This window comes from Halomonas sp. CH40 (genome assembly GCA_041875495.1).
Taxonomy (GTDB): domain Bacteria; phylum Pseudomonadota; class Gammaproteobacteria; order Pseudomonadales; family Halomonadaceae; genus Vreelandella.
In genome coordinates this window covers 1681204-1701791 of record CP112982.1, presented here as the reverse complement: position 1 = coordinate 1701791, position 20588 = coordinate 1681204, and the positions used below count along the sequence as shown (strand labels likewise).

Here is a 20588-nt window from a genome sequence, read left to right as displayed (position 1 = left end):
GGCCCCAGTGTCTGGTCTCAGTAAAGCAGGATGGCGCACTCTGATCAACTGCGCAATTCTGCGCTATGCTGCTCGCGCGCCTGCATGACGATGACATCGACCAACTGATTGATTTCATCATCATTAAGGGTGCGCGAAGGATGCTGCCAGGTCAAGCCTAAGGCGATACTCTTATGTCCTTCAGCCACACCTTTTCCTGCATAAACGTCAAACAGCCTGACCTGCTTGAGATGCTCACCGGCATGGGAGCGCGCCATATCCAGTAATGCCTGCACGGGCACTTCCTCGGCCACGGTAAAGGCCAGGTCACGGCGTACTTCCGGCTGGCGCGACAGCGGCTCAAAGGCAGGTATTGCACCTTCGCTCAAGGCATCCAGACGTACTTCAAACAACAGGGCATCGACTTTCAGACCCAGTTTTCCGCGCACTTCCGGGTGCAGCCTGCCAATCCAACCTGCCGTTTGCCCATCATGCACCACCCGAGCACACTGCCCAGGGTGTAGCGAGGGATGATCAGCCGCTTCAAAACGCCAGGCGTCTGACTGTCCGCCCACGGCAATCAGGCTTTCCAGGTCACCTTTCAGATCGTAGAAGTCAGCGTTTTGCTTATCGCCGCTCCATCCTTCAGGATAACGCGAGCCACAAACGATGGCCCCCAACATGGGCGTCTGATCCAGGTCATCAAGCGGGCCATTGAACACCAGCCCGGTTTCAAACAGGCGCACACGGGTTTGCTGACGGTTAAGGTTATGCATCAAGGCGCGCACCAAGCCAGGGAAAAGGCTGGCACGCATCACTGACAGATCCGTAGAAATCGGATTGGCCAACTCAGGAGAAACCGCCTCTGGCAACAGCGTCTTCTGCAAATCAGGCGCCACAAAGCTGTAGGTAACGGCTTCCTGATAACCACGTGCGACCATCTGATGACGAAGCTGAACCTGGGAGATACGGGCTTCACCTTGAGGTTTTAACGCCAACCGGGCAGCCGGACGACGTACCGGAAGGTTGTTATAGCCATGGATGCGCGCTACTTCTTCAATCAGGTCTTCCTCAATGGCGATATCAAACCGCCAGCTCGGCACAACAACGTGCCAGCCTTCAGGCGTTTCGCTGACCTGCATGCCCAGACGCACCAGAATATCGCTCACCTCTTCACGTGGCAAAGACTTGCTGAGCGCTTCACTCAAACGCGCTTCGCGGAAAGTAATCGCCCGCTCGGATGGCAGCGCAGAAGCATCGCTGACACCCTTGATTGGCCCGGCTTCGCCACCGCAGATATCCAGCAGTAGCTGGGTCGCCCGCTCAACGGCCAGTTCAGTTAGTGCCGGATCAACACCACGTTCGAAGCGATGAGAGGCATCCGTATGCAGCCCATAGGAGCGCGCCTGGCCAGCCACCGCCAGCGGTGTGAAGAAAGCGGACTCAAGGAAAATTGTCTGGGTATTCGGGTTAATGCCCGAATTCTCACCCCCCATCACCCCTGCCAGAGCCAACGGGCCGTTTTGATCGGCAATCAGTAGCGTTTCCGGGCGCAGGGTAACTTCCTGGCCATCCAGCAGTACCAGACGTTCGCCCTCCCGCGCCAGACGCACAATGATCTTGCCATTGAGGTTTTCACGGTCGAAGGCATGCATTGGCTGGCCAAGCTCCAGCATCACATAGTTGGTAACGTCGACGACCGGATCTATCGAGCGAATACCACTGCGACGCAGCCGCTCAACCATCCATAAAGGCGTCTGGGCACTGACATCAACGCCACGAATCAGGCGACCAAGATAGCGCGGACACAGCGTAGGCGCTTCCACACTGACAAGGAAGGTCTCATCAAAACTTGCCGCTACCTGCGTTATTTCAGGGCCAGTAACATCCAGCTGATTCAGAACGCCAACCTCACGGGCGAGCCCTTTAAGGCTCAGGCAATCACCGCGATTTGGGGTCAGATCAACCTCAATGGTGTGATCATCAAGCCCCATATAGGTGCGTAGCGGCTCGCCTGTCGGTGCGTCTTCAGACAGCACAAAAATACCGGGTGAGGTTTCTTCAACCAGACCAAGTTCAGACTCCGAGCAAATCATGCCACGTGATTCAACGCCACGCAGCTTGGCTTTCTTGATCTTGAAGTCGCCCGGCAAAACGCCACCGACCTGAGCAAACGGAACCTTCTGCCCTACCGCAACATTTGGTGCACCGCAGACAACCTGGACGGGCTCAGGAGAGCCATCGTTCACCAGACAGACATTGAGTTTATCCGCATCAGGATGCTTGTCCTTGGCGACCACTTCCGCTACCACAACACCCGTAAAGGCAGCAGCCACAGGTTCAACAGCGTCAACCTCCAGGCCCGCCATAGTAATCTGGTCAGCCATGGCTTGTGTATCAAGCTGCGGAGACACCCACTCACGCAGCCATTGTTCAGAAAATTTCATAGAGCTTCCTGTTATCGGCAGCGGAATTAAGCAAACTGACGTAAAAAACGCAGATCATTTTCAAAAAACAGACGCAGATCGTTCACGCCGTAGCGCAACATGGCAAGTCGCTCCGCCCCCATACCAAATGCAAAACCGGTAAAACGCTCAGCATCAATACCTGAATGGCGAAAGACTTCAGGGTGCACCATTCCACATCCCATCACTTCAAGCCATCCGCTGTGTGAACACACACGGCAGCCTTTGCCGCTACACATCACGCACTGGATATCGACTTCTGCTGACGGCTCAGTAAACGGGAAGTACGACGGACGAAAACGCACAGAGAGGTCGTCGCGTTCAAAAAAGGCATGCAGGAAGTCTTCAATCGTACCTTTCAGATCGGCAAAACTGACACCTTCATCTACCAGCAGACCTTCTACCTGGTGGAACATGGGCGTATGAGTCAGATCCGAATCACTACGATAAACGCGCCCTGGGCAGACAATACGAATCGGTGGCTCACTGTTTTTCATGGTGCGTACCTGCACCGGAGACGTATGAGTTCTCAGCAGGCGTGTGGCGTCAAAATAAAAGGTATCGGCCATGCCGCGCGCCGGATGGTGAGCCGGGATATTAAGTGCTTCGAAATTATGATAGTCATCTTCAATTTCAGGCCCGACCGCCACATCGTAACCTATCCGGGTAAATAACCCTTCAATACGTTCCAGTGTACGCGTTACCGGATGCAGGCCGCCGCCGGGCTGCCCACGCCCAGGCAGGGTGACATCGATACGTTCAGCGGCGAGACGGGCATTTAACGCCTGCTGTTCCAGCGCATGACGTTTCTGATCAATATCATTTGCCAGGCTCTGTTTGGCCTGGTTGATTCGCTCTCCTGCCTTAGGACGCTCTTCCGGCGACAGCTTACCCAGGCCTTTCAACAAGGCGGTCAGCTCACCTTTTTTGCCCAGGTAACGTACACGAATTTCTTCTAATGCAGCGACACTTTGCGCCGAGTTGATCGCTTCATGCGCTTGAGATACCAGAGTGGGAAGGTGATCCATCCAATTGACTCCGAAGTAAGCTACCTCCTTGGCGGAAAGGGCAGCAAGTTGCTTGTAATGCGTTATCAGCAGCAAAAAAAACAGGGGAAGAGCGGCTGCTCTTCCCCTGGATGGGTCAAAATAATGACCGGGCCTAGATGCTTTGGCAAATGCCGTTTACGCAGGAGCTGCGAACGCAAATGCCATGCATAGAAACCTTACTGGGCAGCCTTGGCTTTTTCCACGATAGCCGCAAAAGCAGCTTTCTCGTGAACGGCCAGATCGGCAAGCACTTTACGATCAATTTCGATACCGGCTTTCTTCAGGGCGCCAACAAAACGGCTGTAAGACATGCCGTGTTGACGCGCGCCAGCATTGATACGCTGAATCCACAGCGCACGGAATTGACGCTTGCGATTACGACGGTCGCGATAAGCATACTGACCAGCCTTGATAACCGCCTGCTTGGCTACACGAAAGACGCGCGAACGTGCTCCATAATAGCCTTTAGCCTGCTTCAGCACTTTCTTGTGACGACGACGGGCAACAACGCCACGTTTGACACGGGTCATAACACACTCCTGACATTAACGATGAGCACACTGAAAATGGTGCTCAAAAAAGAAATCCCGAAAAATTAAAGATTCGGCAGCATACGCTGGATCAGCGCCTTGTCTGCGTCATGAATCTGCTTCATACCGCGCAGTTGACGCTTACGCTTGGTCGACTTCTTGGTCAGGATGTGGCTACGAAAAGACTGCTTGTGCTTGAAGCCATTTGCTGTCTTCTTGAAGCGCTTGGCAGCGCCACTATTGGTTTTGATTTTCGGCATGAGATAACTCCGCTCGATATTTTTTAGAAAACCCAAGGCCAGCCACAACCGTGGTTGTGGCGCGTTTAAAGAGCCGTCGGATCACTTCTTCTTTGGGGCCAGGATCATGATCATCTGGCGGCCTTCCATTTTCGGGAAGGCTTCAACCGTTCCGATCTCTTCGAGGTCTGAGGCTATCCTTTCCATCAGCTTGCGGCCAATGTCTTGGTGCGCCATTTCACGACCACGAAAACGCAATGTGACTTTCCCCTTGTCACCACCTTCAAGGAATCGGATCAGGTTTTTCAACTTCACCTGATAGTCACCCTCGTCGGTGCCAGGCCGGAATTTGACTTCCTTGACCTGAATCTGTTTCTGCTTCTTTTTCTGAGCAGCTTTCTGCTTCTTCTGCTCAAAAACAAATTTACCGTAATCCATGATCTTGCAAACAATCGGATCGGCATTGGAAATTTGCACAAGATCCATACCTTCTGCTTCAGCGCGCTCAAGCGCTTCAGTTGTGGGTACAACCCCCAACTGCTCACCATCGCTGGCGATGAGGCGCACTTCAGTTTCGGTAATTCTCTCGTTCATTGGGGGGCGTTTTTCTTGTGGACGCCCACGCTGGTTGCTTCGCTTGATCGTTCCGTCTCCTTAGGCAATTGACGATGTCGCCAGGGCTGCTCTCTCTACCTCAAGGCGTTTGATGAGTTCATCAATCGTCATGGTGCCGAGGTTTTCGCCGCTACGTGTACGTACGGCCACTGAGTCAGCTTCAACTTCCTTATCTCCTACCACAAGGAGATAGGGAACTTTCTGTAACGTATGCTCACGGATTTTAAAGCCGATTTTCTCGTTCCTCAAGTCCGCATTGGCCCGAAGACCACTTTTTTGCAAACGTTTTTCCAAGTTTAACGCATATTCACGTTGAGCATCAGTAATTGTCATGATGACAGCTTGCTGTGGAGCAAGCCATAAAGGCATAGCACCCGCATAATGCTCAATCAGAATACCCAGGAAGCGTTCAAAAGAACCCAGAATTGCACGATGAAGCATGACAGGCGTTTTACGTACACCATCTTCATCGACAAATTGAGCGCCCAGGCGCCCTGGTAAATTAAAGTCCAGCTGTAAGGTACCACACTGCCAGACACGATTCAGGCAATCTCTCAACGCGAACTCGATTTTCGGCCCATAGAAGGCTCCTTCACCGGGCTGTAGCTCCCACTCCAGGCCAGTCGCTTCCAAAGCGGCTTCCAACCCCTGTTCGGCTCGATCCCAAAGCTTGGCCTCTCCCAGAAAATCTTCTGGCCGCGTTGAAAGCTTGAGTTCAACGTCTTCAAAGCCCAGCGTCTTGTAGACTTCCAGCGTCAGGGCGATGAAGGCTTCAGCCTCTTTCTGGATCTGGCTTTCGGTACAGAAGATATGCGCATCATCCTGAGTAAAACCGCGCACCCGCATCAGACCATGCAAAGAGCCAGAAGGTTCATTACGGTGGCAGCTGCCAAACTCGGCAAGACGCAGAGGGAGATCCCGGTAACTCTTCAGCCCCTGGTTAAAGACCTGAACATGACAGGGGCAGTTCATCGGCTTGACGGCATATTCGCGTTTTTCGGACTCCGTGGTGAACATCAGCTCACTGTAGTGCCCCCAGTGGCCAGATTTCTTCCACAGCGATAAATCAACGACCTGCGGCGTTTTGATTTCCTGGTAGCCATGTTCACGCTGGATTTTGCGCATGTACTCTTCAAGCGCCTGGTACATGATCCAGCCATTGGGGTGCCAAAACACCATGCCTGGCGCTTCTTCCTGCAAATGGAAAAGATCCATTTTTCGCGCCAGCTTACGGTGATCACGCTTTTCTGCTTCTTCAAGACGCAGCAAATAGGCTTTAAGCTGCTTTTTATCGGCCCAGGCTGTACCGTAAATACGCGTCAACATGGTATTTTCAGCATCACCCCGCCAATAGGCACCCGCCAACTTGGTCAGCTTGAAGGCTTTCAGGTGGCGCGTATTGGGCACATGGGGCCCACGGCACATATCGGTGTATTCTTCATGATGATAGAGGCGAATAGCGGCCTCTTCAGGAATATCGCGTACAATTTCCTGTTTGTAAGGCTCATTACGATGCAGGAAGGTCAGCATGGCCTTATCACGATCAACATATTCACGAACAACGTCGTATTCGTGATCAATCAGCACCTTCATCCGTGCTTCAATCGCCGTCAGATCATCCGGCGTGATTGAGTCAGCAAATTCAATATCGTAATAGAAGCCGTCATCAATAACCGGACCAATGGCCATTTTTGCATTGGGGTATAACTGCTTCACTGCATGACCTATCAGGTGAGCGCAGGAGTGGCGAATGATCTCTACCCCCTCCTGGTCGCGAGCCGTGATAATAGCCACTTTGGCATCACGTTCGATCAGGTCTGCAGCATCTACCAGCTCGCCGTCAATCTTGCCAGCAATGCAGGCTTTGGCCAAACCAGGGCCAATAGATGCTGCCAGCTGCATGATAGAAAGCGGCTCGGAAAATTCACGTTGGCTGCCATCAGGCAGAGTCACAATAGGCATTCGGGTAATTCCTTGAGCGCAGTGGTGACCCACACCAAGGGTCACATATCGCTATCAATGGGTATCAGTAAAACGTGTTCGAGGTAATAAGAAAACAGCCACACGTTGCAGTGCGGCATGGTAGCAAAACTCACCATCTGGATAAAGCAAGGCAATCAATAACTATCAACAAAAACGCGGAAGGCATATGGCCTTCCGCGTTTTGATCAACTATCGCCTAAACAAGATAGATAAGAATAATCCTGAGGGGATTAGTTCCACTCATCCAGTTCAACACGACGGTTTTCAGCACGGCCTGCGGCAGTATCATTAGAGGCAACCGGGCGCTCTTCACCGTAGCCGGTAGCCATCATGCGATCAGCACTGACGCCCAACTGATTCAGGTAAGCGGCAACAGATTCAGCGCGGCTCTGTGAAAGGCGCTTGTTATAGTCAGCGCTACCACGTGAATCGGTATGGCCTTCAATGCTGACGCGGACATTAGGATTATTGACCAGACGCTCTGCTACAGTACGCAGAACCTGCTGTGCGTCTGCTGTCAGTCGCGAGGAGTCAAACTCGAAGTTAACGCCTTCGAGTACCAGAGCATCCGGGCAACCCAGAGAGTTGACTTCAACGCCTGCCGGAGTATCCGGGCACTGATCACGGTAATCTGGAACACCGTCATTATCGGAATCGACCGGGCAACCATTAGCATTCACGGAAACACCGGCTGGTGTTCCTGGGCACTGGTCACGGTAATCCGGAACGCCGTCACCATCGGAATCCAGCGGGCAGCCTTCTGCGTCTACAGCTGCACCAGCAGGGACAGCGCCGTAGCTCGGGCACTGCGGCTCAGCTTTGACAGTACGATCTGCACACAATAGGCCACCAATTGCGGCACCAGCAGTTGCACCTACCAGGGTGTTTTCGTCTTCATCAGAATTACCGCTGGTTGAATATCCAATGGCACCACCGATGACACTGCCTGCCAGGCCGCATACGAATGGGTGCATACCGCTACCAGAACTCGCAGACGCCGAGTTAGCTGACTGTGAAGCAGAACTTGCACAACCAGAAAGACCTACTACCAGTGCCGATCCAATGAGCAAGCCAGTTGTTGATTTTTTCATTTAAAACTCCTTAAAAATAATAAAACAGGCAGCTTGGCCAATGATGAGGCTACCATTCCAGATTTCAGCTCGGCAACTTGCACCTTAACCCAACACCCACAGCACAATACTGAGAATACTCACGTGATTGTGATAATACGCATCTATGAATATAGCAGGTTAAGTGGCTACAGTGTGCCTGGATTTATAAATATAGTAAAAATCATGGCGCTAATGCCTTGATAGCAGCATTATGCCTTTTTTCTAAACCTAAATAAAAATCAACAATTATAAAATGACGTAACATCATCTAATGTAGCGGCTGTTTATTTTCTTGACGCCATGCAATGACTGCTCTCGCTGCTGCAAGCACCTCATCACGCATTTCATCCTCAACAGCGAGGCGTTCTTTATCCTCCTGATGGCGCGCCTTTGGGGTTAATTGGCTGCGAGCTGAGTGCGTTTTTAAGTGGCGTGTGCGCTCATAGACATCTGCAAATGCCTGGAAGTCAGGGCGCTCAGCCAGGCGGGTATCGATGATTTCGAGCAGCACCTTGCAACGCCAACAGCCTTCCGTGATATCCACTTGCTCTTGCACCAGAGCACCAACGACATAGTCAAGATTTTCAAGACTGTTGCTAATCGCGCGGCGCTGCTCTTCTTCAACAAGCGCTTCGCGACGCTTGATTTCCTTGCGTAGTTTCAAGGCATAACTTCCTAAGCCGATCACCACGACTAACCCAATCACCAATAATACCACTGCTAATGTAGTGCTCATAAGCTCCTCAGCGGTGAGTTGAAAAAAACCTTCTACCAGAATTGTACTGCTTTTAACCCTTAACCCCAAACCTGGTTTCTTTGGCAGCGCCCAGGAATCAGCCTAATTTACGAATTCTGTTCCCATCCTCAATCTATATCATCAGAAAAGCTCTGATTGGCTACACTTATAAAGAGAACAGAAAAATCATTTCTGCACACCAAGCAAGACGTGAGGAGGCTGTCATGACGACTCAAAATACCCTTACCAACCCTTGGGCACCATTGGCAACTATGAACCCTTGGTTTGATGCAAGCCAACCGTTATTGAACTGGTGGACTGAGCAAAGCACCCAGGCCATGCAACCTTTTGCTAAAATCCAACAGGCATGGATGGAGAGCATGTCTCAGGCAATGCAGGCTGAAATGCAATTTTTTCAAGCCATCACTGCCAGCCATGAAAAGATGGCTCAATGCATGATGAATGCTTCAGGTACGCCAGAGAGCAACCGTAAAATTGCTGACTGCTATCAGGAAGTTGTGCAAACGCTTACCGACGCACAAGTGAAAAGGCTCCACAAGGCATCAGAGCTTAGCCTTGATTTTAGGCGCTCACTTTGGGAGGAACTGTAACCTGTTAAACTTTTGACTGACATGCAAGACCCTGGCGTAATGGTTTAATACACTCCAGGGTCTGCACTCAAAATGATCTCAATCATCACCAGAATCGTCTGACCATTGACAGTCCAGGCGATTCTTTTATTACAGGAAATAACTCTTGCCATCTGACAACACATTACCCCAATCAAGCACCCTCGCTTTAAGTTCAGGCACACTTTCCTCATCCGTCGCCCCTAGAAAACGGCTGGGACTTGCCTGCCTTATTGTTTTGACCAGCTTCACTACCTTAGCAGGATGCACCACCTACACCTGGCCAGACGGATCACAAAAGACAGTGTTAGGAGTACCTGCCGAGGAAGAAAATAGCCGCTATGAAGAAGACATTCAAACCGGCACACAATATAGGCTGCCGGGAGAAGTGCCCCCTAAAAAAGAACCTCAGGAGTAGATAAATCGCCATGCCTGACACGATGACCCTTGATCAACTCGCTCGCCAGAAAAACCGCACTGACCATTACCAGATCGAAATTCAGGCGCTGGATCTAGGTTGGTATTTTGTAAGGCTCCATGACAGCAATCAAACCGTTTTCACGCTGGTAGACGATACGGGAGACACGCGTCGCTTTACAGGCACCCAGTGGGTGAGCCGCGCTTTGCGCCCACTGGGGTTTACTCACGCGACCCTGACCTGGTCATCGGTAGCTGACGAAATGGTCGGCGCAACGGCCAGCGTCCCCTCACCCGAAGAGATGATGGCATGCGGTACTCGGGTCAGTTTTGAAACCCGATAAACTCCTTGCACTGGATCACTGCAGTGCAACATGATGAGGGTTATAATTAACCAACATTTATCATCGCAGGGAGTTCAGATGGCCAATCAATCCAAGGGCACTTCTGCAGCGGCTAAGGACACAACAGCTAGAACCGCCTGGCACAGCATCAACACTGACGATGCCCTCACCAGACTGAAAGTGTCGTCCAATGGCTTAACCAAGGAGGAAGCCCAACAGCGTTTGGCCGATGTAGGTCCTAACCAGCTTCAGCAACAGCAGGGGCGACACTGGACAAAGCGGTTGCTGGAACAGTTTAACAATGTCCTGATGCTGATTTTGCTGGTAGCGGCAGTGGCCAGCTTTTTGCTTGGACATAATATTGATGCAGCGGCCATCGTCGGCGTCGTCGTCATCATCGCTCTGATCGGCTTTATTCAGGAGGGCAAGGCGGAACAAGCCCTCGACAGCATACGTAATATGCTCTCTCCCCAAGCCAATGTACTACATGACGGCCATCGCACTACCGTGCCTGCTGAAGACCTTGTACCTGGTGATATCGTACTGATTGAGAGCGGCGATCGGGTACCAGCGGATTTACGCTTGCTGGAAGCACGCCGCTTGAGAACCGAAGAAGCGGCATTGACCGGTGAGTCCGTACCAGTTGAAAAACATACCGAAACGGTGGCTGAAGATGCCGACCTTGCCGAGCGCCGTGGCATGGCCTACGCCAGCACCATCGTTGTGCAGGGTAGCGCTCGCGGGCTGGTGGTAGAAACCGGCAGCCATACCGAGATTGGCAAGATATCCGAGCTGTTACGAGGTGTTGAAAAACTCAAGACGCCTTTATTGCAGCAGCTTGACCGGGCCGGACGCGTACTCGCCGTCTTTATTCTGACCGCTGCCGCCATCACGGCGGTGCTGGGTGTTCTGGTTCACCAGCAACCGGCCAGTGAAATGTTCATGGCGGCCGTCGGCCTTGCCGTTGCAGCCATTCCGGAAGGGCTACCGGCAATTGTTACCATCGGCCTTGCCTTGGGCGTCCAGAGCATGGCAAGACGCAATGCCATCGTCCGCCGCCTACCTGCTGTTGAAACACTTGGCTCCATATCCACCATTTTTTCAGACAAGACGGGCACTCTGACCCGCAACGAGATGACCGCCCAGGCCATCTGGATGCATGATCAGCAATATGCCATTGATGGCATTGGCTTTGCCCCTGAAGGCGACTTCCATTACGTACAACCGGATGGGCAAACGTCAGCAGAAGCCGTCAAGCTAGATAATGAAAGTGCTCTGACTGATTTTCTGAATGCAGCGGTATTATGTAATGACAGCGAGCTTGCCAACAAGGACGGTCGCCATCAGATTTTTGGTGATCCGACTGAGGGGGCGCTGGTAGTGGCTGCCGCCAAAGCTGGCATTCAGGCACATAGCATGCGTGATCAGACCTCGCGTGTGGACGCCATTCCTTTCGAATCAGAACACAAGTACATGGCCACCCTGCATGATCATGATGAAAGCCAGCAGCGGGTGTTTGTCAAAGGTGCCCCTGACCGCTTGCTTGAAATGTGTGCTAGCGCTTATTCAAAGGAAGGTGATGTCAAACTTGATCATCAACGCTGGGAAGAGCGCATTCACGAGCTTTCATCGCGAGGCCTGCGGGTATTGGCCATTGCTGACAAGCTAACCTCTCCCGTGGATGGCCTGGACCATCATCATGTTCAAGGCGATCTTCGCCTACTGGGCATTATCGGGTTGCTCGACCCCCCACGCCAGGAGGCCATTGAAGCGGTCAAACGTTGCCAGAAAGCCGGTATTCGGCCGGTTATGATTACCGGCGACCATGCCACAACGGCATTGGCCATTGCCCGCCAGCTGGGGTTCGAAAAAACCCAGCGAGCGCTGACCGGACGTGAAATTGAAACCATGTCAGACAGCCAGCTCGAGGACATCATTCTGGATATTGATGTCTATGCCCGCGCTTCCCCGGAACACAAACTGCGCCTTGTTCAAGCGATGCAGTCACGCGGTGGAGTGTGCTCCATGACCGGTGATGGGGTTAACGACGGCCCTGCCCTGAAACGCGCCGACGTCGGGGTTGCTATGGGCATTCAAGGCACAGAAGCCGCCAAGGATGCGGCAGAAATGGTGTTGGCGGACGATAACTTCGCCACCATTGTCAGCGCTGTTGAAGAAGGTCGAAAGGTTTACGACAACATTCGTAAGACCATTACCTTTATCCTGCCCACCAATGGTGCCCAGGGCCTGGCTATTATGCTAGCGGTGCTGTTCGGCTCAATGCTGCCGGTTACCCCTTTACAGGCACTCTGGGTGAACATGGTGGTTGCCGTCACCCTCGGCCTGGCACTGGCCTTTGAGCAGGGTGAAAAAGACCTCATGTTGCGCAAACCACGTGACCCCAAGGCTCCCTTGCTGGATTTCTTCCTGCTGTGGCGGGTGGTTTTTGTCTCCCTCCTATTGCTGATTGGCGTGTTTGGTATCTTTACCTGGATCCAGCAACAAGGGGGCAGCGACGAACTCGCCCGTGCTGGCGCCGTCAATATGCTGGTGACCGGCAGTGCCGCTTATCTGATTAATAGCCGTTTCCTGCTTAACAGCACCTTGTCTATAAAAGGTATTTTCGGCAGCCGCCCGGTATGGATTGCCATTGGGTTGATTATGGTGCTGCAGATGGCCTTTACCTACCTGCCCTTCATGCAGTTGATTTTTGGCAGCGAAGGGTTGGCGTTAAGCCATTGGCTGGCCATTGTGATCGCCAGCGGATTGGTTTATTTAGCTGTTGAGATGGAGAAAAGTATCTGGCGCCACCGCCAGAGCTAACCCTGACGGCGTTTGGTGAATGAAGTAGGGGCAGCCGTCAGCGGATTTTCAGGCCAGGGATGCTTGGGATAGCGCCCTCTCATCTCCTTGCGCACTTCGGCGTAACCGTTCTGCCAGAAGTGCGCAAGGTCTTGTGTTACCTGCAATGGACGACCTGCGGGTGAAAGCAGGTGCACCAGTACCTTGGCCCTGTTGTTAACCAGCGAGGGCGTCGTTTGCCAGCCAAACAGCTCCTGCAACTTGGCCGCCAGAACGGGGGGCTGCCCATCCCGACAAGGTCGGTAATCCAACGTCAGACTTCTCCCTGCTGGCACCTTCAATTCCGCCGGCACTTGGCCATCCAGCCGCTTGCGCGCCTGCCAGCTCAGGGTTTCAAGTAATATATTCCCAAGCGGCAGTTGATCAACTGCGCTCAGACGCTCCAGTCCATTGAAATATGGCATCAGCCAGTCTTGCAGTGCCTCAAGCAGGCTGGCGTCTGACCAATCCGGCCAATCGAACTCTGGGTCATGCTCCCTGAGTAGCTGCATACGCCCTTGCAGCTGAAGAAAGGCATCACATCTCGATAGGTAACCACGCCGCTGTATCGCCTCAACCAGGGCTTGATCTATCTGTGCCCTTGGCAAGCGGCTGCGCGGGGGGCGACTGGCCAACTCAATCGCTCCCAGTGCCTGAATCTCGCGCGCAATCAACTTACCCTCCTGTTCAGACCAGCAAACCTGTGACTGCCATTGCGTTATTTCTGGGAACAGGGACGCGATCACATCACCTTCTACCCTCACAGCAGAACTGATGCGCTGGCTTCCCTGACGTTCGTGCCAGTCAAGGACCAGCAGCCAGGTTTGATGGGCCAGAGGGTTATCCAGAGGCATTTCAGCAATGATGCCATTGGCAAGCTGGAACCGCCCTGGGGCTAGCGGATAACCGATACGCTCCGGATAGGCCAGGGTCAACAAGGTGCCCAAGGCAGCTAGTGACTTCCCATCGTTAAGCGCGACACCGGCAATTCTTGCCAAGCGTTGGGCCTCCTGATACCAGGCAGTTGGTTTTTTGGTGGGCGCTGCCAGCGCTTGCGCCAGCATTTGCTCTGGGTGTGGCCCTAAGCGTTCGCCACTTTGCAGTAACGCTGCCAACAGGCACGCCAGCGGCACAGCATGAAAGCGTGAAGCGCCTTCAAGCATGACGGCCAGACGTGGCGGCAGCGGCCAGCGACCACACTGCTGGCCAAGCGTCGTCAACTGATAGCGATGATCCAGCACTCCTAACTGAAGCAATCTCTGCTGGCCGCTGCGCCAGGCGCCCTGCGGCGGCGGTGTCATCCACGCCAGTTGTTCAGGGTCATTCACCCCCCAGCGAGCCAGTTCAAATACCAGACCTGTCAGATCAGCTTGCTGCATTTCCGGCTCTCGATGCGCCGGCAAAGGCTGCTCCTTGGCCCATAGACGATAGCAGGTGCCCGGCCCTTGACGCCCCGCCCGGCCACGCCGCTGATCAGCACTGGCACGATTGACACGTCGGGTTTCAAGGCGCCCTACACCACTGCGATGCTGATAGACAGGCACACGTTCAAGCCCCGCATCAATCACACAGTTCACGCCTGCAACGGTTACGCTTGATTCAACAATGGCCGTGGCCAGAATCACTCTCTGCTGACCAGGCACCCAAGTTAACGCCGCCCGCTGTTCGTTGAGCGGCATACGCCCATGCAAACAGGTGACGAGGGCATCAATGTTCCGGGCTGCAAGCTTTCTGGCGGTTTTCTCAATCTCATTCACTCCCGGCAGGATAACCAGGATATCGCCTTCCTCATTTTCGCTCAGTGCTTCACTCACGACATCAACACAGTGGGCATCAATCGGGGTTCTGTTAGCGCAGGGGCGATAGACGGTCGTCACCGGATATTGCCGTCCGGCACACTCAATCAGTGGGGTACTTTCGCCCAGCAACTGGCGCAACGCAGCCGTATCCAGAGTGGCTGACATCACCACCAGGCGCAGGTCTTCCCGCACACTGTGCTGAATATCCAGCGCCAGCGCCAGGCCCAGATCAGCTTCCAGGCTGCGCTCGTGATACTCATCGAAAATGATGCAGGCCACTCCTTCCAGGAAAGGGTCTTCCTGAAGCATTCGCGTCAGCACTCCCTGGGTGACCACTTCAAGCCGGGTTGACGGGCCACAGCGGGTTTCGCCACGCATGCGGTAACCAACGGTATCACCCACGCTTTCTTCCAACTGCTGTGCCATAAAGGTAGCCGCCAGGCGTGCCGCGACACGCCGTGGTTCCAAGAGCAGAATTTTCTGGTCATTTGCCCAAGGTTGTTGAAGCAATGCTAATGGAACCCGGGTAGTTTTACCCGCACCGGGCTGGGCCACCAGTATAAGACGCGAAGAACAGGACAAGGCCGCTGCTATGTCGTCAAGGTGTGCATCAACAGGCAGACTGGTGACATCATCGTTTAGCATTACAATTCTCATTGAATGGGTCATTCTACCGTTACACGGCCCCGTAACCGGCATTGCGGCATTGCGGCATTGGCAATTCGCGGCGATTCATTCAGCCTAAACCATCACTGACGGACGCCGATTGCATTTTTGTTGCTCTGAATGTGTACACGGCTGCCCCGCTGTCTCCAACGCTGTTCAACGCTGACAAAACGCTGGTTTATAATGATGCCAAGGAGCGATGAAAGGCTATTGATGAAACCTGGGTTGCTGGCAGGCACCATTGTCAAACCACCCGTTTAAAACACTAATCCCCTAATTTTTATGCAAAAAAAAGCTGCTCAGTGAGCAGCATAAGCAAGGGATCGAAAACATGAAACCAATTAAGGTTACTCGTCAACACTGCTAGCAACTATCGTCGCCGTGTTGGCTTGCTATATATCAGACACTGTGCTGCAGGAAAGTTCGCTTTTAATGCAATTTTTCTCCTTTGCCGTCACAAGGGTATACTGAAGTATCAGATAGGATTCATGCTTTTCATTCAGGAGCATCCGTATGGCGCTCTACTTACTTGTTTTAGGTGTTTGCGTATTGGTAATTGGCGGGGTGCTGGCCATCCTGCTGACATCTGGCACGCCGCGATATAGAACCGAGCCTGAAGACCTGTTGAATCTGTTTGATAAAGCACTGGAAAGCGAGATCAATGAGACAGAATGGAATGCCATTATTGGCTACCCCATTCGCCATAATGAATATTTGGATGGCGTGCGTCGCCGCGCTGGACGCTTGATGGATCAGCATGGACGACACTGGCAGCTTGCCCAAGGCAAATCACTGCTGGACAAGGAAGGCAAAGCTGAACTCCAGGCCTTACGTGACCACCTCGCGGCTCACACCGCGTTACACCGTCCATAATATGCCTGCATGAGGACCTCATCATGCCTAGTAAGATTCGTCAGTTACCGTTAGATGCTGTGACGCACCACCATTCTCACGATTTTCACCAGATCGTGATCACCATGTGTGGTACCGCCGAGTTTGAAATTGAAGGCCTAGGCGGGCTGATCAACCCTTTTTCCGGCTGCATTGTTCCTGCCAACCATGAACATTATTATTCGGGAAATGCCAAAAACCGCCAGTTGATTCTGGATCTGCCGGAAGATGCCCCTGCCCTGTCCGGTGAACAGCGCGAACTTGTGGCCCTGTTTGACGCGCCGCGTTTTTTCTCCCTTGATGACCCGTTACGCCATTATCTTGCTTTTGTAGAAAGCGAGATTGCTCATAGCGTCAATGACACTAACACCTTTCAGCATGATCGCTTGGCGAGCACCCTGCTTGGCTCATTAAAGGCTCGCCTGGGAGAAAGTGCCCAGACCCACCACGAGCGCTTGAACATGAGCCAGATCAATCGCTATATCCAGCACCATCTTGCTGATGAGCTACGCGTTGCCGATCTGGCCAGGTTAGCTTGCCTGAGTGAGGCACACTTTTCCGAGCGCTTTCGTCTACAGACGGGCCTTTCCCCCTGGCAGTACGTTCGGCGGCAACGCCTGAGCGCAGCGCGTCAACTGATCATGCAAAGCCGTCTCCCCTTGGCCGATATTGCCGTGCAAACCGGCTTCGCCAATCAAAGTACCCTCTCCCATGCGTTCAAACGCAGCTTTGGCATGTCGCCTCGCCAGCTGCGCCAGGACGGCTCGGCCCCTGCTGCCACAGTTTCACCCCATCCACGCAGAGCCCTTACCGGGCACAAAAACCTCTACTAAAGTAGTATATTCAGCGCGTTTGCCTTGAAATGGACATGTTTTGCCATGTTTTAGACACACAGACGAACGCGTTGCCCTCTACATTCGATTGTTAACTTTGGGCTCCATGCCCTTATGTCCCTTTCGTTCCTGCTCTGACTTCTGGGGGCTTCAATGCTCAATGCTAAGAAACTGCGCGACCCTGCCATTTGGCAAACAGATCTTGATACGCTGATGACCCGTGTAAGCGATCATTACGCTGTTGATGAAGAAAGTTTCGTCAATGAACTGATCAAACTGCTCAATGCAGACCGTGATGACTTTGCTCGCATTGAAGCGAACACTGCCGCCCTGGTACGCGACGTGCGCAAGATGGATACAGCGGTTGATACAATTGATGAGTTACTCCAGCAGTACAGCCTGGACACTCATGAAGGTCTGATGCTGATGTGCCTGGCCGAAGCCATGCTGCGTATTCCTGACAAAGAGACCGCCGATGCCCTGATTGAAGACCGCCTTGGCCCTGCCGACTGGCAGGCGCATCTGGGTAAAAGTGAATCCTGGATGGTGAACGCGTCGACCTGGGGGCTATTGATGACCGGCCGGGTACTCAAGCTGGATCACCCCAAAGAAGGTCGCCCTGCGCATTTTATCAACCGCATGGTTAACCGCCTCGGTGAGCCCGTCATTCGCCGTGCCATGGTGGAAGCCATGAAAGTGATGGGTAAGCAGTTTGTGCTTGGCCGCGACATCGACGAAGCACTCAAGCGTTCCAGGCCGCTGTTCAATAAGGGCTACACCTATTCATACGATATGCTCGGCGAAGCGGCGCGTACCCGTGATGATGCCAAACGCTATTTTGACGACTACGCCCACGCCATTGAGCAGGTAGGTAAAACCTGTAAGACACTGGGCGCCAGGACGCCAGCCCCTTCGGTGTCCATCAAGCTGTCTGCCTTGCATCCCCGCTATGAATTTGGCCGTCGCGAACAGGTATTGGCCGAACTGGTCGATACGGTGATCAAACTGGTCACCAAGGCTCGCAGCCTGAATGTTGCCGTGACCATTGATGCTGAAGAAGTTGACCGCCTGGAGCTGTCACTGGAAGTCTTCCGCGCCGTCTATACCAGCGATGCCGTTAAGGGCTGGGGGCATTTCGGCCTGGTCGTGCAGGCCTATGCCAAACGCGCCCTGCCAGTGCTGCATTATGTTAATCGCCTAGCCGAACAACAGGGCGATGAGATCCCGCTACGACTGGTAAAGGGCGCCTATTGGGATACCGAAATCAAGGAATCCCAGCAGCTCGGCGTCGAGGGTTATCCGGTGTTTACCCGCAAGGCAGCCACCGATGTTGCCTATCTGGCGTGCGCGCAGTTCTTGCTGTCCAACGACACCAAGGGGCGCATCTTCCCGCAGTTTGCCACCCATAATGCGCACACCGTCACCACCATTCTTGAACTCGCCAATACCGACGATCGCGCCTTTGAGTTCCAGCGCCTGCATGGCATGGGTGAAGCCCTTTATGATGCGGCCCTGACCAGAGCGCCTGAAGGCACTTACTGCCGCATTTACGCCCCTGTCGGCGCCCACAAGGATCTGCTGCCCTATCTGGTGCGGCGCCTGCTGGAAAACGGTGCCAACTCCTCCTTCGTCCATCAGCTGGTCGACCCGGATGTGCCGGTGGAATCGCTGTGCCAGCATCCGGTGGAAACCTTGCGCCAGTATGACTCCCTGGTTAACACGCGCATCCCGCTACCCAAGGATATCTTCGGTAAAAAGCGCCGCAACTCGCGTGGGGTCAATCTTAATATCCGTAGCCACTTCTACCCGCTGATGGAGAAGATGGATACGTTTATGGATAAAACTTATCAGGCCAGACCGCTACTGGCGTTTGATGTCGCTGACGACAGTGCCAACACCCATAGCGTGACCAGCCCCTATGACCGTCGTAAGGTACTGGGCAGCGTACAGTGGACGACCAGCCAACAGGCTACCAAAGCACTGGATGCCGCCTGGGCGGCCTTTCCCCGCTGGGATGCCACGCCGGTGGCAGAACGCGCGGCCATTCTGGTTCGCCTTGGTGAGCTGATGGAAGACAACATGGCCGAGCTGATGACGCTGTGTTCACGTGAAGGGGGCAAACTGCTGACCGACGGTGTGGATGAAATCCGCGAAGCCGTCGACTTCTGCTACTACTACGCCATGCGCGCTGAAGAAGGCTTTGGCAAGCCGATTGAGCTGCCAGGCCCCACCGGTGAATCCAACCATCTTGTTATGGGTGGGCGTGGTGTCTTTGCGGCTATCAGCCCCTGGAACTTCCCGGTGGCCATTTTCTGCGGCCAGGTCGTGGCGGCTGCAGTGGCTGGCAATACCATGCTGGCTAAACCCGCTGAACAGACGTCTATCGTGGCTCACCGTGTTATTGAGCTGCTCTATGAAGCGGGTATGCCGCGTGATGTTGTCCAACTGCTCCCAGGCGATGGCCCCACCGTGGGCAGTGTACTGACCTCAGACCCGCGCGTGACGGGCGTTGTGTTTACCGGGGGTACCGATACCGCGCAGATCATCAATCGTGCGCTGGCAGCACGTGAAAATGCCCCCTTGCCTGCCTTGATCGCCGAGACCGGGGGCATGAATGCCATGATTGTCGACTCCACCGCCCTGCCTGAACAGGTGGTAGTCGATGTCATCCAATCTGCCTTCCAGAGTGCTGGTCAGCGCTGCTCGGCACTGCGGGTACTCTATGTGCAGGAGGATGTAGCCGATCGGGTGACCAGCATTCTCAAAGGGGCCATGAACGAGCTACATGTCGGCGATCCGCGCCAACTGGGCACGGATGTTGGCCCGGTAATTGATGAAGATGCCCGCAAGGGCCTTCAGGCACATATTGATGCGCTCAAAAGTGAAGGTCGCCTGGTGGCCGAAACCCCCATGGCAGCCGAGCATACCGAGAACGGCACCTATATTGCCCCGGTTGCCTTTAATATTGACAGCATTGACAGCCTGACCCGAGAGCAGTTTGGCCCTATCCTGCATATTGTGCGCTACAAGGCCAGCCAGCTTGATAAGGTCATTGATGAAATCAATGCCCGAGGCTATGGGTTGACGTTCGGGGTTCACAGCCGCAATGAATCCTTTGCGGCTGATATTGCCCGCCGGATGCGCGTCGGTAACGTCTATATCAACCGCAATATCATTGGTGCCGTTGTCGGGGTTCAGCCCTTCGGCGGTCAGGGGCTTTCCGGCACTGGCCCCAAGGCAGGTGGCCCGCACTACCTGTACCGCTTTGCGACGGAAAAAACCATTACCAACAACACGGCAGCCCTTGGAGGCAACGCCTCACTGCTGGCGCTTGACGACGAATAGGCTCCGTCTCGTTCACAGGCCTTGCCTGCATACCCTCTCAAGCCACCCAACAGGGTGGCTTTTTTCATGACGTTTTGGTTGGAAGCGGTGCAAGTATTGCGCTGGATCAATAACA

16 protein-coding genes are annotated in these 20588 nt (G+C 53.7%); 7 read left to right on the top strand and 9 right to left on the bottom strand.

What is annotated here, in order from left to right; genetic code table 11:
* Window positions 1–44: 44 nt before the first annotated feature.
* The 8 genes from pheT to OR573_07765 all read right to left on the bottom strand — a co-directional run bounded on the left by pheT (window position 45) and on the right by OR573_07765 (window position 8708).
* On the bottom strand, window positions 45–2426 hold the full coding sequence (gene pheT, locus OR573_07800; protein ID XGA81510.1) for a phenylalanine--tRNA ligase subunit beta: 2382 nt from the start codon (window positions 2424–2426) through the stop codon (window positions 45–47).
* Window positions 2427–2452: 26 nt separating this feature from the next.
* A complete protein-coding gene (pheS, locus tag OR573_07795; protein XGA81509.1) occupies window positions 2453–3472 on the bottom strand; it encodes a phenylalanine--tRNA ligase subunit alpha in 1020 nt (339 codons plus the stop codon).
* 197 nt (window positions 3473–3669) lie between these two features.
* Complete coding sequence (gene rplT, locus OR573_07790) at window positions 3670–4023, bottom strand: 50S ribosomal protein L20 (GenBank protein XGA81508.1); 354 nt, start codon at window positions 4021–4023, stop codon at window positions 3670–3672.
* A 65-nt stretch (window positions 4024–4088) separates the two neighbouring features.
* Entirely contained in the window at window positions 4089–4283 is a 195-nt protein-coding gene (gene rpmI / locus OR573_07785) for a 50S ribosomal protein L35 (protein XGA81507.1), read from the bottom strand.
* 81 nt (window positions 4284–4364) lie between these two features.
* A complete protein-coding gene (infC, locus tag OR573_07780; GenBank protein XGA81695.1) occupies window positions 4365–4904 on the bottom strand; it encodes a translation initiation factor IF-3 in 540 nt (179 codons plus the stop codon).
* Window positions 4905–4916: 12 nt separating this feature from the next.
* Window positions 4917–6839 carry a threonine--tRNA ligase gene (thrS, locus tag OR573_07775; GenBank protein ID XGA81506.1) on the bottom strand — a complete coding sequence of 641 codons (1923 nt, stop codon included), beginning with the start codon at window positions 6837–6839 and terminating at the stop codon, window positions 4917–4919.
* Window positions 6840–7090: 251 nt separating this feature from the next.
* The gene (locus OR573_07770) at window positions 7091–7951 is read right to left on the bottom strand and encodes an OmpA family protein (protein ID XGA81505.1); all 861 of its coding nucleotides are present in this window, start codon (window positions 7949–7951) and stop codon (window positions 7091–7093) included.
* A gap of 289 nt (window positions 7952–8240) precedes the next feature.
* Window positions 8241–8708, bottom strand: a complete 468-nt coding sequence (locus OR573_07765; protein XGA81504.1) for a DUF2489 domain-containing protein — start codon at window positions 8706–8708, stop codon at window positions 8241–8243.
* Window positions 8709–8932: 224 nt separating this feature from the next.
* Here OR573_07765 and OR573_07760 point away from each other — a divergent pair, with 224 nt between their 5' ends.
* From OR573_07760 to OR573_07745, 4 genes are all read left to right on the top strand, one after another.
* Entirely contained in the window at window positions 8933–9319 is a 387-nt protein-coding gene (locus OR573_07760; GenBank protein ID XGA81503.1) for a hypothetical protein, read from the top strand.
* Window positions 9320–9551: 232 nt separating this feature from the next.
* Window positions 9552–9755, top strand: a complete 204-nt coding sequence (locus OR573_07755; GenBank protein XGA81694.1) for a hypothetical protein — start codon at window positions 9552–9554, stop codon at window positions 9753–9755.
* Window positions 9756–9765: 10 nt separating this feature from the next.
* A complete protein-coding gene (locus OR573_07750; GenBank protein ID XGA81502.1) occupies window positions 9766–10098 on the top strand; it encodes a DUF6482 family protein in 333 nt (110 codons plus the stop codon).
* 78 nt (window positions 10099–10176) lie between these two features.
* A complete protein-coding gene (locus tag OR573_07745; protein ID XGA81501.1) occupies window positions 10177–12921 on the top strand; it encodes an HAD-IC family P-type ATPase in 2745 nt (914 codons plus the stop codon).
* Here OR573_07745 and hrpB read toward each other — a convergent pair.
* Window positions 12918–15383, bottom strand: a complete 2466-nt coding sequence (hrpB, locus tag OR573_07740; GenBank protein XGA81500.1) for an ATP-dependent helicase HrpB — start codon at window positions 15381–15383, stop codon at window positions 12918–12920. The two genes, OR573_07745 and hrpB, sit on opposite strands and share 4 nt — an antisense overlap.
* 534 nt (window positions 15384–15917) lie before the next feature.
* Between hrpB and OR573_07735 the strand changes: the two genes are divergently transcribed.
* The 3 genes from OR573_07735 (at window position 15918) to putA (ending at window position 20473) form a co-directional block, all read left to right on the top strand.
* Entirely contained in the window at window positions 15918–16277 is a 360-nt protein-coding gene (locus OR573_07735) for a hypothetical protein (GenBank protein ID XGA81499.1), read from the top strand.
* Between the two features lie 23 nt (window positions 16278–16300).
* Complete coding sequence (locus OR573_07730; GenBank protein ID XGA81498.1) at window positions 16301–17128, top strand: AraC family transcriptional regulator; 828 nt, start codon at window positions 16301–16303, stop codon at window positions 17126–17128.
* Window positions 17129–17281: 153 nt separating this feature from the next.
* Window positions 17282–20473 (top strand): bifunctional proline dehydrogenase/L-glutamate gamma-semialdehyde dehydrogenase PutA, encoded by a 3192-nt coding sequence (gene putA / locus OR573_07725; GenBank protein XGA81497.1) that lies wholly within the window; start codon window positions 17282–17284, stop codon window positions 20471–20473.
* Window positions 20474–20588: the final 115 nt, after the last annotated feature.